Consider the following 12,378-nt stretch of genomic DNA (forward strand, 5'->3'; position numbering starts at 1 on the left):
ATTATTAATGCGAAGAGAGTCCTTATGAAAGCGACTATCAAATGGGATGGTGATCTGCGATTTGTCGGCACCAGCGGTACCGGTTTTGATGTCATGATCGATGGTGAGCAGAAAGCAGGGCCTCGTCCGATGGAGTTGATGCTGTTGGGCTTGGGTGGTTGCACCAGCTATGATGTGATCTCTATCCTGAAGAAATCACGCCAGGATGTCGTTGATTGTGTGGCAGAGATCAGTTCGGAGCGTGCCGATACCGTGCCGGCTGTCTTTACCTCTATTCATATCCATTTTGTTGTGACCGGGCGTAATCTGAAGGAAACTCAGGTCAGTCGTGCAGTTCAGTTGTCTGCAGAACAGTACTGTTCTGCATCTTTGATGCTGGAGCGGGGTGGTGTGGTGATCACCCATGACTTCGAAATTTGCGAAGCGGATGCCTGATATTCTGTTGGATGTAAGTGTGTGCGGCGTTTGATGGCAGGACTCTGCTGGATATTTGTCGCATTGCGTCTGAAAGAAATGCGCAGTAAAGTGCGCGCTTGATTTCGAACAGGCAGAGGGCTTCGGCAGGCTATGACTCCGTTAGAGCGATATAGAAAGGATCTGGAAAGGGATGATTTCTCCTATGACCCGACTCAGGAAGAGGCGGTCAAGCACTTGCAGCGTCTTTATGATGAGCTTGTTGCAACGGATAACTCGCCTGTTCCCAGTCTGATACAGCGGATCAGCGGCAAGTTCAGAAAAGTCCAGACCGAACCAATCAAGGGGTTGTATTTCTGGGGCGGTGTCGGTCGCGGCAAGACCTATCTGATGGATACCTTTTTCGAAAGTTTACCGTTTGACCGCAAAATCCGCACCCATTTTCACCGCTTCATGCAGCGTGTACATCAGGAGCTGAAACAGCTCGAAGGGACTAAAAATCCTCTGGTGGAGATAGGGCATAAGTACGCCAAAGAAGCGCGCATCATCTGTTTTGATGAGTTCTTCGTGTCCGATATCACCGACGCCATGATTCTGGGTGGCTTGATGGAGCAACTGTTTAATAACGGTGTAGTGTTGGTTGCGACTTCCAATATTGTACCTGATGGGCTGTACAAGGACGGCTTGCAGCGTGCGCGCTTTCTGCCTGCCATCGCGCTGCTGAATCGTCATACCGAGGTGGTTAATGTCGATGGTGGCATCGATTATCGCTTGAGAGTGCTGCAGCAGGCTGAGCTTTACCACTATCCGCTGGATGAAAAGGCGGATATCAGTTTGAATAACAGCTTCGAAAGTCTGGCGCCTGATCTTAGTGCTGTGGTTGAGCGCAAGGCTGTAGAGGTGAATGGTCGCCAGATACTGTGCCGTCGTGAATGTGAAGATGTGATCTGGTTTGATTTCAGTGAGCTGTGTGAAGGTCCGCGCTCACAGAATGACTATATTGAGCTCTCCAGGCTGTATCATGAAGTGCTGCTCAGTAATGTGCCGCAGCTCGGTCGCAGTAATGATGATGCTGCGCGTCGCTTCATTAACCTGGTGGATGAATTCTACGACAGTGGAGTGAAACTGATTATTTCTGCAGCAGTTCCGATCCATGAGATCTATACTGAAGGGCGTTTGTCGTTCGAAATCGAGCGCACCAAGAGTCGATTGCTGGAAATGCAGTCGCACGAATATCTGGCGCGTGAGCATAGAGCATAATTTATTCGATTTTGTACTCGTTTTTTGTAAAAGAGATGAGTATAATCTGCGCTCCCTGATTTGAGGGGTGTAAACGTTGGCTGCAGAAGGCAGACAACAAATAACTATAAGGTAGGCTGTGATCGTCGCTCTGCGCGTGAAGAGGCCTAACGAGTTAAGGTGATTTCAAATGAGCACAACTGTTAGCACCAAGCCAGCCGATGTGAAACGCGACTGGTACGTGATCAATGCCGAGGGTAAAACTCTTGGTCGTCTGGCGACTGAAGTTGCACGCCGTCTGCGTGGCAAGCACAAGCCAGAATTTACTCCACATGTTGATACCGGCGACTACATCGTCATCGTCAATGCCGAGAAAGTACATGTGACTGGTAACAAGCGTAATGACAAGATGTACTACCGTCATTCCGGCTTCCCTGGTGGTCTTAAAGAAGCCAACTTCAACAAGATGATTCAGACTTTTCCAGAGCGCACTATTGAGCTGGCTGTGAAAGGTATGCTGCCGAAGGGCCCGCTTGGTCGTGCCATGTACTCCAAGCTGAAAGTTTATGCGGGCAATCAGCATCCGCATCAGGCTCAGCAACCTAAAGAACTGAACATCTAAGGGGAAGGCGAAAAATGTCAATCACTCAGTATTACGGCACAGGCCGTCGCAAAACCTCTACTGCTCGCGTCTTCCTGCGTCCAGGTACAGGCAAAATCACTATCAACCAGCGTACCATGGAAGAGTACTTCGGTCGTGAAACCGCGCGCATGATCATCATGCAGCCGCTGGAACTGACTGAAATGAACGGCAAGATGGATATGCTGATCACTGTTGCAGGTGGTGGCAGCTTCGGTCAGGCCGGTGCTATCCGTCACGGCATCACCCGTGCGCTGATGGAATATGACGAAAACCTGCGCGGCGTGTTGCGTCAGGCTGGTTTCGTGACACGTGACTCCCGTATGGTCGAGCGTAAGAAAGTCGGTCTGCGTAAAGCGCGTAAGCGTCCACAGTTCTCCAAGCGTTAATTATTTGGCGGCTCTTGTCGCCTGTATCAGACGTTTGCAAAAAAACCCGAAGCCCTCACAGGCTTCGGGTTTTTTTTGCCATATAAAATATGTGACAATCTTATCGTATATGCCTTGTATCGCTGACTGCGTCTGGCGTTGGGAGAATTTGTCATATTTCCTGTGGCTAAGGTCTGGGCCTTTATGCCTTGTATAAAATGGGTATTTTCATTACTATTTGCGCCATTTGAAGAATCCGAATTTTTTGTGGGTTTAAATACTGGCGGCGGACTTCTGTTCCAGTAACAGAAAAAAAACTGTCGAATGAGTGGAGATGAAGTGAATGAGCAATGACGGCGTGAATAAGGGCCGGCGTCGGCTCCTCTTAGGTGCCACGTCTGCACTGGGTGCGGTCGGCGCTGTGGGGGTTGCTGTCCCGTTTGTGGCCTCTTGGCACCCTAGTGCCAAGGCCAGAGCTGCGGGTGCCCCTTCCAGGGCTGACATCAGCAAGCTTGAGCCCGGTCAGCAGATGATCGTTGAGTGGCGTGGGCGTCCGGTTTGGATCGTCAGACGCACAGAAGAGGCACTGGCCAACCTGGATCAGTTGAATGATCGTGTTGCCGATCCGGAATCCGACAAATCAGAGCAGCCTGACTATATTCCCAAAACGGCAGCTCGTGCGCTCAGATCTGAAATCATGGTTGTCGTGGGTATCTGTACTCATCTGGGTTGTTCGCCTACTTATCGTCCCGAGGTCGCACCAGCCGATCTGGGTGGGGACTGGTTGGGTGGCTTCTTCTGCCCCTGTCACGGTTCACGTTTCGACCTGTCAGGTCGTGTATTCAGGGGTCAGCCAGCTCCCACCAATCTGGTGATTCCACCCCATTCGTATGAAGATGACAACACACTGGTCATCGGTATAGATCAGGAGACAGCGTAATGGGAAGTCCAAATCGTAGTAAAGCAGAAAGTGGTCTGATGCGCTGGATCGATGATCGCTTTCCTGCCACTCAGATGTGGGAAGATCATCTTTCCAAATACTATGCACCAAAGAACTTCAACTTCTGGTACTTCTTTGGTTCGCTGGCGCTGTTGGTACTGGTGAACCAGATTCTGACCGGTATCTGGCTGACTATGAGCTACAATCCTTCGTCAGAAGGTGCTTTTGCTTCCATTGAGTACATCATGCGTGATGTGGAATATGGTTGGTTGTTGCGATATATGCATTCAACGGGTGCGTCTGCATTCTTTGTTGTTATATACCTGCACATGTTCCGCGGAATGCTCTATGGCTCCTACAAGAAGCCACGTGAGCTGGTGTGGATCTTCGGTATGACCATCTACTTGCTGCTGATGGCAGAAGCTTTCATGGGCTACCTGTTGCCATGGGGTCAGATGTCTTATTGGGGTGCTCAGGTTATCGTGTCCCTGTTTGGTGCCATTCCCGTCATTGGAGCGGATCTGCAGCAGTGGATTCGAGGTGATTATCTGATATCTGGAATCACGTTGAACCGCTTCTTTGCGCTGCATGTCATTGCGCTGCCGCTGGTGATTGTTGCTCTTGTTGTGCTGCACATTATTGCGCTGCATGAGGTGGGCTCAAACAATCCAGACGGTATCGAAATCAAAGAAAAGAAAGATGCCAACGGCGTTCCTCTCGATGGTATCCCTTTCCACCCTTACTACACCGTCAAGGATATTGCTGGTGTTGCGGTATTCCTGTTTGTCTTCTCAATTGTGCTCTTCTTCTTCCCTGAAGGGGGTGGTTACTTCATTGAGGCGCCGAACTTTGAACCTGCCAACCCGCTGAAAACGCCTGATCATATTGCGCCTGTCTGGTACTTCACCGCCTTCTACGCGATGCTGCGTGCGGTGACCTTCCCGCTCTTCGGTCTGGATGCCAAATTCTGGGGCGTTGTGGTGATGGGGGCTGCGATTGCCATTCTGTTTGTGCTGCCATGGCTTGACCGCAGTCCGGTGAAGTCTATGCGTTACAAAGGTAATATCAGCCGTATATTCCTGGTTATCTTTGCCATCAGTTTCGTGATCCTCAGTATTCTTGGGGCGTTGCCGTCGACTGGTTTGCGTACTGCTGTGGCTCAGATCTGTACCGTGCTGTACTTTGCCTACTTCATCCTGATGCCTTTCTATACCAGGATGGAAAAGACTAAACCGGTTCCGGAAAGGGTGACAGGCTAATGAAAAAATATCTGCTAGTACTTTTGCTGGCACTTGTGCCAGCCTTGGCTTCGGCAGCAGCCAGCAATTATCCGCTGGATAGCTTTAAGGCTGATCTGAAAGATCAGGAATCCATGCAGCGCGGTATGGCTTTGTACGTCAACCGTTGTATGGGATGTCACTCAATGGAATACCAGCGTTTTGCCCGTACCGCGCAGGATCTGGGCCTGCCTGAGGATCTGGTTGAGGAGTATCTGATACTGGGTGATCATGCAATTAATGATCTGATGACCATCTCCATGGACAAGTCTGATGCTGCAGGCTGGTTTGGTGCGCCACCACCTGATCTGACTAACGAAGCACGTCTTCGTGGGTCGTCATGGCTGTATACTTATCTGCGCAGCTTCTATCGCGATGACGCCAAGCCCTGGGGTGTGAATAATGCACTCTTCAAGGATGTCGGCATGCCGAACGTGCTGGAAGATCTTCAGGGTGTTGTGATCAATACTTGTACTATGGAGGAGTTGGCACATGGCAACAAGGGTACTGTTGAGCCTCTGACCGGCAAGCGTATGGGGCAATGTCTGACTGTGCAGCCGAATACTGGAAGTCTGTCGGAGCAGGAGTTTGATCAGGCGATTTACGATCTGGTGAATTTCATGACCTATGTTGGTGAGCCGAGCAGAATGGATTCTGAACGTATCGGTCTTTATGTGTTAATCTTCCTGGCTATCTTCTTCGTGTTTGCTTATGCGTTGAAGCGTGAGTACTGGAAAGATATTCACTGATACCGTACTTGGGTCAGTAAATGTGACTACGCGATCCGAAAGGGTCGCGTAGCTTTTTTGTTTTTGTACCTGATGCATTATGAGGTAATTCGATGGGTGTTGTGGCTAAGCGTTCTTCCATGACGTTTTTTTCAGATGGTGATGATCAATACAGCCATCGTGTCCGCATTGTACTGGCGGAGAAAGGCGTTGCTGTTGATGTTGTGGACTGTAAAGTGGAAGATATGCCCGAAGATCTGGTCGGGCTCAATCCTTATAACACGTTGCCGACGTTGCTGGATCGTGACCTGGTGCTCTATGAGCCGGGTGTGATGATGGAGTATCTGGATGAGCGTTTCCCTCATCCTCCTCTGTTGCCGGTGTACCCGGTAGCCAGAGCTGATAGCCGTCTTTACATGTATCGTATCCAGCGAGACTGGTGCGTACATGCTGATACCCTGTTGGCGGGGCAGGCTGATGATGAAACGCTGGAGCGTGCACGCAAAGAGTTGCGTGACAGTCTTGTGTCCATAGCGCCGATCTTTGCAGACAAACCATTTTTCATGAGCGATGAATTCACGTTGGTGGATTGCTGTATTGCTCCACTGTTGTGGCGTATTCAGGTGATGGGTATTGAGCTGCCTGAGGCTCAGTGCAAGCCTTTGCTGACTTATATGAAGCGTCTTTTTGAGCGTGAATCTTTCCAGGCAAGCCTGTCGGAAGCTGAGCGAGAAATGCGTGATTAACGCAGATATTGGAATATCAGGGTAGGGTAATGACACCAAGCCGTTCATATCTTTTGCAGGCACTGCATCAGTGGATCACTGACAATGATCTGACACCGCATATTGCTGTCGATACTCGGATGCAGGGCGTTCTTGTACCAGTGCAGTTTATTCAGAATGATCAGATTGTTCTGAATATCGGTTATGGTGCAGTCAGGGAGCTTTTGCTTGGCCATGATGCCATTTCGTTCAATGCGCGTTTTGGTGGCGTGCCAATGAATGTCTTTGTGCCGATGGCTGCTGTTGTAGCGATCTATGCGCGTGAGAATGGCATGGGAATGGTGTTTGGCATGGAACCGGGCGCAGATCTGCTGACGTCACTGACAGAAGTGGATACGCCCCCTGAGCCAGCGGCGCCTGAGCCACCCAAGTCGAAAGGGCCCAGTGGGGTCGCTCCTGCGAAGGGTGGTAAGGGTGGTAAAGGAGGTGGAAAGTCTAAGCCGCCATCTTTAAAAATCGTCAAATAATGATTCTGATTCGGCCTTCCCGGTTTGCCACTCAGGCAAGTCCGGGAAAGCTATTCTTATTATATATATTCAAATACCTTAACAATCTTGCGCACGCCGACAATTGAGCGGACAACGTCGACGGCAATATCCGCTTCTGCCTGTGTCACCAATCCCATCAGATAAACCGCACTGTTCTCAGTGACCACCTTGATGCGCATACCTTCGGTATTGCGGTCGGCCAGAAGCTGTGCTTTTACTCGTCCAGACAGGTAGGTATCGTTGGCTCTGATCATCATTGATGTCGGGCCTGCAATTTCCAGCTCGTTGTGTATCTTGCGCACTTCGCGAACCTGGCCTGCCACTTCGGCAGCTTCCGCTTTTACGCGATCATTGGCTACCTGGCCGGTCAGCAGAATCTGGCGGTTGAAGCTGTAAACATTAATGTTCGAGTCAGCCAGCTCCTGAGAGCCCTTGTTGATATTCACCTTGACCTTGAATTCAATTGAGTTGTCTTCAATGAAGTTACCGATGGTGCGTCTGCCTTCGTTTTCCTCAATCGGCGTTTCTCTGGTGCTGCTGACCAGTGTTGAGCAGCCGGTGATGAAGGCGCACAGTAACAACAGTGCGGGCAGGGTTTGTTTCATGACTCAGGCTCCAAATAATTGATAATCGATCAGGTCGCACAGGCAGTGCAATATCAGTTGATGAGCATCGTGCACCGCAATTTCGTCGTTTGACGGTACGCATATTTCTATCTCATCCGGCTGCATCAGCGCAGTCATGTTGCCGCCATCCGCGCCGGTCAGCGCAATCACCAGCATACCGCGATCATGCGCTGCCTGAATGGCCTGAACCAGGCTGGCAGCGCGGCCATCCGGCGATATGGCCAGCAGTATGTCGCCAGGCTGTCCAAACGCTCTGATCTGCTTGGAATAGATGTCGGCAAACCCACTGTCTTCTGCAATGCCGCTTAATGTGGCACTGTCAGCGCTGAGTGACAGTGCAGGCAGTCCCGGGCGTTCATGTCTGTAGCGGTTGATCAGTAAGGCACTGAAATGCTGGCTCAGCGCTGCTGAGGCACCATTGCCGGCACAGAGTACCTTGTGTTCACTGACCAGGCAGTGCAACAAGAGTTCACCTGCTGCTGCAATAAGGGCTGTATTCTGCTCAATGGTCTGAGCATTCACCTCCATTGCGTTGTGAAATTGATTTATGATTCTGTCTTGTAATTCCATCAACTCGGTTTCCACAGGTCAGGCACGGAAGGCATCCTTATACCATACCGGCTCCTGATCTCCTTCAAAAGCGATTACGTCGAAGCGACAAGTCAGTGTTGACCAACGGGGGTTGCCAGCTATCAGGTAGCGGGCGGTCCGTATGATCTTCAGTTGCTTGCGCCAGTCCACAGAAGCAGCGGCGCCGCCAAAATGCTGATTGCGCCTTTGCCGAACCTCTATAAAAACAAGCGTCTGCTTGTCTCGCATGATCAGATCTATCTCACCAAGACGGCAGCGTGCATTTCTCTGCAGCAGTACCAGTCCTTGTTCTTGCAGCCAGAGGGCTGCGCGTTCTTCGGCATCCGTGCCAATAGCGATTCTATCCATGAATCTCTCTCTCTCAGTAATCAAGTGGTTGTGGTAGTCCGTTATTAAATCTGGCCCAGGGAAGGGTGCGTACAATGCGATTTTGCTGATCCAGGCTCAGGCGACCGGTTTCCCCTTCAATGTAGCTACCGGGTGTGGTTGCCAGTTGCTGCAGGTAAGGGAATACACTGTAAGCGTCAGCGCCCAGTGCGTAAAGCTTGCCGAGGTCGTCGTAAAGCCCGGAGCGCGTTGAACGCATAGCCTGATGTGTGGGGCTGGGTTCCCTGATCCGCCAGGGGATATCGGTGAACTGAATATTGTTCAGATCGGTATCTCTGGTGCTGTCCGGTTGGCCATCATACAGATGTGAGGTCGCATAGATCGGCAGGTCGCCAGCGTAGTGGTAGGCCAGCATGGGTTGAATCTGTCTGGCATCCTGCGGGTTGGCAGCCAGTAGAATCGCATCCACATCCTGCCGACGGCGCTGCGTTGGATCTATCCTTTCTCCCTGGCGTATGCGCAAGGCGATTGAGCGTTGTTGGCCTGGATCCGTGCCCAGTAGCGTGCTTATCTGCCCCGAAAGGTCGGAGCTGGTGTCGGCGCGCAGAGTGTCGGATACTCTTCCCCCGAGCGATTCAAAGTGACGCATGAAGGCTCGCTCAAGCCTGTTCCCCCAGGTGGCATTCGGTGTGATGACGAGAACACTGCGATGACCATCGCGAAATGCGCGTTCTGCCACCTCAATCGCTTCCTGTTCGGATGACAGGTCGAGCTGGTAAGGCATGCTGGGGCCGGGGTCGGCTTGATTCAGTGCGAGTACCGGTACAGGGTGGAAGGGTTGCTGTGCAATGGCGTTGACGAAATTGCGATCCAACGGGCCGATGATCAGATTCAGTTGTTGCTGCTGAGCAACCGCAAAGAGTTGTTCTGGTGTGGTGATCTGTGATGAATCCAGCATCAGCAGATGAGGCTGTGGAAAGCCTGCTCCCTGAACCTGCATGGCAGTGATAAAGCCTTCGCTTATATTGGTTGCAGCTTTGCTCAGTTGGCCAGAGAAGGGTAGCAGCAGGCCTATGCGCCCACCATGCTGTGCGGGTGTTGATTGCAGGGCTAGCGAGGGTGAGGGCTGCATGCCTGTCAGTGACTGGGGTGGTTCAAGTGCGGCCGGATGCCCCTGCCACAATACCTGCCACTGCTCCAGGGCTTCCATCTGGCCGGTATGATCACGTCGACTGGCCATGGCCTGTGCCAGTTCGAACCATCCCTGCTCATGATAGCCGTTACGCTGATCACGTATGGCGCTCTCCAGTAGTGAGGGGTTGAGCTGGGTCAACTCGCGCCAGATGCGTTCATGCAGATGGGTTCGTGTGGACTGATCGACCTCCAGTTGGCTGCTGATGATCAACTCGCGCAATGCAGATAAAGGGTCGCTCTGTTGTTCATAGGCATCAGCGCGCAGTTCCGCCAGCTCAGCCGCTTGCGCGGGATCCATGCTCGGGGGGAGTTGAGCCCAGTCCAGATATTCCAGTGCACGACTTCCGTCCTGGCGCTCCAGTGACGAGGAGGCGCGCAGGCGTGACACCTCAAAGGCCAGTGAAGGCGGCAGGCTGCGGGTATCAACCTGATCAAGTGCCGCCACGGCGTCCTCATGGCGGCCGAAGTCTACCAGGCGCCTGGCAGCCTCGACGCGAAGCTCGGCCGCGCGTATGGGCGGAGACTCCTCAGCGGCACGCAACAGCGCAACAACACTGTCCTGCGTCGGGATGGCTGTGCGAGATGGTACTTTTGGCGAAGGGGTGCACCCCGCCATAAAAATGGTGATCAGTATTAAAGCAAAAGACAAGCGTACTCTATTCATCATATACTCTGACACCCGCAAGCGGATGGTAATGTGATGTCGGATTCAGTTTTATATGTCATAGCCACACCGATTGGCAACCTTGATGACCTGTCGCCCCGTGCACTCAGTATCCTGAGCCGCGTTGATTATATCGCAGCTGAGGATACTCGGCATACCGGTCGTATGCTGGCGCACTTTAACATTAAAGTCCCGATGATTTCAGTCCATGATCATAATGAGGACGCAAGAAGTACTCAGATAGTTCAGTATTTGAGCGAAGGTAAGAGTATCGCGCTGGTTTCGGATGCGGGTACGCCGCTGATTTCTGACCCGGGTTATGTTCTGGTCAAGCGAGTCAGGGATGCAGGATTCCAGGTGTCACCTGTGCCCGGCTGTTGTGCGTTTGTGGCGGCATTGAGTGTGTCTGGGTTGCCATCTGATCGCTTTCTCTTCTGTGGTTTTCTGTCGTCCAGGCCGGGTATGAGGCGCAAACAGCTGGAGTTGCATCTTGCTGAAACGGCGACGTTGATATTCTATGAATCCACGCATCGCATCGTCGATAGTCTTGCGATGATGCGTGAGGTCTATGGAGATGATCGTCAGGCTGTGGTGGCACGTGAACTGACCAAAACGTTTGAGACCATCAAGGGTGGTACGCTTGCCCAGTTGTGTGATTGGGTCACTGCTGATGCTAATCAGCAAAGAGGTGAGTTTGTCGTGCTGCTGCATGGTGCGATACGTTCCGAGGTTGAGCATCAGGAGCTGGATGCTGAGGCTGAACGAATTGTTCGCCTGCTGGCTGCTGAGCTACCGCCGAAGCAGGCAGCAGGATTGGCTGCCGGTATCACGGGTTTAAAGAAAAAACAGATTTATGACTGGTTGGTTGCACAGAGCGCTTTGCGCTGAGCATGGTTGCTGGTATCCTTCGCCCCGGGAGTCAGCCAGACAATCGCCGCTTTGCATTTGCAGGGGGGAGGAAAGTCCGGGCTCCATAGGGCAGAGTGCCAGATAACGTCTGGGCGGCGTGAGCCGACGGAAAGTGCAGCAGAGAGTAGACCGCCTAAGGGCTCTTCGGAGTCACGGTAAGGGTGAAAGGGTGCGGTAAGAGCGCACCGCGTGGGTGGCAACATTCCACGGCGATGGTAAACCCCACTCGGAGCAAGACCAAATAGGGACCCTTAAGGCGTGGCCCACGTCGGGTCCGGGTAGGTTGCTTGAGACGTATGGTGACATGCGTCCTAGATGAATGATTGTCCACGACAAAACCCGGCTTACAGGCAGGCTCCCACTGATTCTGCAGTGCCTGTTTATGATTATTGCCAGAGTGGCAGATCATAAACAGGCTCCAGGCAGTTTGCAGACCATTATTCTGGTGTGTATCTATTTCTTCATGTTAATCGCAGTATCTTGAATAGCCTTTCGATTGGTCCTTTTTAACGTCCTGATTCTTATCGCCTCTTTGGTGATGGCTTTCTGTTGTCCGTGAATCTGAGTCATATTCGCTTTGGTCATCCCTTCTTTATATCTTTGATAACGGTGCTTCCTGCCTTGCATTGCCCTTGGTTAATTTCTATAGTGTGTGATAGTGGGTAAAAGTGGGTCAAAGTGGTAAAATTCTGAGGCAAGGTGGGATACAATGTTCCGCGGAGTGAATCCGATCAATCTGGATGCAAAAGGCAGGATGGCCATGCCGTCACGCTATCGCGAGTCGATAGCGGCCTATTGTGCTGGCCAGATGGTCGCCACTATTGATGCTCAGTCGCGTTGCCTGCTGTTGTACCCATTGCCTGACTGGGAAGAGATTCAGGCGAAGATTGATGCGCTGCCCAGTTTTAATGCTGCTGCGGTGCGTCTCAAGCGGTTATTGATCGGTCACGCATCCGATATTGAGTTGGATGGCAGTGGCCGATTATTGCTGCCCTCGACACTGCGTGAATACGCAGACCTGGATAAGCGGGTTGTGCTGTTGGGGCAGGGCAGGAAGTTTGAGATCTGGAGCGAAGAGCTCTGGAATCAGACCAGGGATGACTATCTGAAGGAAGTAGGGTCGCAGGACACTATTCCCGATGAGATGTTATCACTCTCACTTTAATTGTTTTTTGCGGTTGATAGCGG

15 protein-coding genes and 1 other RNA gene are annotated in these 12,378 nt (G+C 51.8%); 12 read left to right on the forward strand and 4 right to left on the reverse strand.

The window, feature by feature from the left end; genetic code table 11:
- The first annotated feature begins 24 nt into the window (after positions 1–24).
- From ACK3CJ_RS04685 to ACK3CJ_RS04725, 9 genes are all read left to right on the forward strand, one after another.
- Positions 25–435, forward strand: a complete 411-nt coding sequence (locus ACK3CJ_RS04685) for an OsmC family protein (protein ID WP_409525268.1) — start codon at positions 25–27, stop codon at positions 433–435.
- Positions 436–567: 132 nt separating this feature from the next.
- The gene (gene zapE, locus ACK3CJ_RS04690) at positions 568–1,674 is read left to right on the forward strand and encodes a cell division protein ZapE (RefSeq protein ID WP_409525269.1); all 1,107 of its coding nucleotides are present in this window, start codon (positions 568–570) and stop codon (positions 1,672–1,674) included.
- Between the two features lie 169 nt (positions 1,675–1,843).
- Positions 1,844–2,275 (forward strand): 50S ribosomal protein L13, encoded by a 432-nt coding sequence (gene rplM / locus ACK3CJ_RS04695; protein WP_151703874.1) that lies wholly within the window; start codon positions 1,844–1,846, stop codon positions 2,273–2,275.
- A gap of 14 nt (positions 2,276–2,289) precedes the next feature.
- A complete protein-coding gene (rpsI, locus tag ACK3CJ_RS04700) occupies positions 2,290–2,682 on the forward strand; it encodes a 30S ribosomal protein S9 (protein ID WP_151703873.1) in 393 nt (130 codons plus the stop codon).
- A 322-nt stretch (positions 2,683–3,004) separates the two neighbouring features.
- Positions 3,005–3,601 carry a ubiquinol-cytochrome c reductase iron-sulfur subunit gene (gene petA / locus ACK3CJ_RS04705; protein ID WP_409525271.1) on the forward strand — a complete coding sequence of 199 codons (597 nt, stop codon included), beginning with the start codon at positions 3,005–3,007 and terminating at the stop codon, positions 3,599–3,601.
- Positions 3,601–4,860 carry a cytochrome b gene (locus ACK3CJ_RS04710; RefSeq protein ID WP_409525272.1) on the forward strand — a complete coding sequence of 420 codons (1,260 nt, stop codon included), beginning with the start codon at positions 3,601–3,603 and terminating at the stop codon, positions 4,858–4,860. Before petA ends, ACK3CJ_RS04710 begins: the two co-directional genes overlap by 1 nt.
- On the forward strand, positions 4,860–5,627 hold the full coding sequence (locus ACK3CJ_RS04715) for a cytochrome c1 (protein ID WP_409525274.1): 768 nt from the start codon (positions 4,860–4,862) through the stop codon (positions 5,625–5,627). The genes ACK3CJ_RS04710 and ACK3CJ_RS04715 overlap by 1 nt, the downstream gene beginning before the upstream one ends.
- A 92-nt stretch (positions 5,628–5,719) precedes the next feature.
- The gene (locus ACK3CJ_RS04720) at positions 5,720–6,352 is read left to right on the forward strand and encodes a glutathione S-transferase N-terminal domain-containing protein (protein WP_409525275.1); all 633 of its coding nucleotides are present in this window, start codon (positions 5,720–5,722) and stop codon (positions 6,350–6,352) included.
- Between the two features lie 29 nt (positions 6,353–6,381).
- Positions 6,382–6,858: a ClpXP protease specificity-enhancing factor gene (locus ACK3CJ_RS04725; RefSeq protein WP_409525276.1), complete on the forward strand. Its 477-nt coding sequence runs from the start codon at positions 6,382–6,384 to the stop codon at positions 6,856–6,858.
- 59 nt (positions 6,859–6,917) lie between these two features.
- On the opposite strand, the gene ACK3CJ_RS04730 is transcribed toward ACK3CJ_RS04725, so the two are convergent.
- From ACK3CJ_RS04730 to ACK3CJ_RS04745, 4 genes are read right to left on the reverse strand one after another with little or no spacing between them, the layout of a single operon-like run.
- Positions 6,918–7,484, reverse strand: a complete 567-nt coding sequence (locus tag ACK3CJ_RS04730; protein ID WP_409525277.1) for a BON domain-containing protein — start codon at positions 7,482–7,484, stop codon at positions 6,918–6,920.
- A gap of 3 nt (positions 7,485–7,487) precedes the next feature.
- Entirely contained in the window at positions 7,488–8,075 is a 588-nt protein-coding gene (locus ACK3CJ_RS04735; protein ID WP_409525278.1) for an SIS domain-containing protein, read from the reverse strand.
- Positions 8,076–8,093: 18 nt separating this feature from the next.
- On the reverse strand, positions 8,094–8,444 hold the full coding sequence (locus ACK3CJ_RS04740) for a YraN family protein (protein ID WP_409525279.1): 351 nt from the start codon (positions 8,442–8,444) through the stop codon (positions 8,094–8,096).
- A gap of 13 nt (positions 8,445–8,457) precedes the next feature.
- Positions 8,458–10,284: a penicillin-binding protein activator gene (locus ACK3CJ_RS04745; RefSeq protein WP_409525280.1), complete on the reverse strand. Its 1,827-nt coding sequence runs from the start codon at positions 10,282–10,284 to the stop codon at positions 8,458–8,460.
- A 33-nt stretch (positions 10,285–10,317) separates the two neighbouring features.
- On the opposite strand from ACK3CJ_RS04745, the gene rsmI reads away from it, so the two are divergent.
- The 3 genes from rsmI (at position 10,318) to mraZ (ending at position 12,355) form a co-directional block, all read left to right on the forward strand.
- Positions 10,318–11,169, forward strand: coding sequence for a 16S rRNA (cytidine(1402)-2'-O)-methyltransferase (rsmI, locus tag ACK3CJ_RS04750; protein ID WP_409525281.1), 852 nt, complete (start codon positions 10,318–10,320; stop codon positions 11,167–11,169).
- A 27-nt stretch (positions 11,170–11,196) separates the two neighbouring features.
- Positions 11,197–11,553, forward strand: an RNA gene (gene rnpB / locus ACK3CJ_RS04755) — RNase P RNA component class A.
- A gap of 346 nt (positions 11,554–11,899) precedes the next feature.
- Positions 11,900–12,355 (forward strand): division/cell wall cluster transcriptional repressor MraZ, encoded by a 456-nt coding sequence (gene mraZ / locus ACK3CJ_RS04760; RefSeq protein WP_409525282.1) that lies wholly within the window; start codon positions 11,900–11,902, stop codon positions 12,353–12,355.
- Positions 12,356–12,378: the final 23 nt, after the last annotated feature.

Origin of the sequence: Nitrincola salilacus (assembly GCF_046271865.1) — a bacterium.
Classification (GTDB): Bacteria; Pseudomonadota; Gammaproteobacteria; order Pseudomonadales; family Balneatricaceae; genus Nitrincola; species Nitrincola salilacus.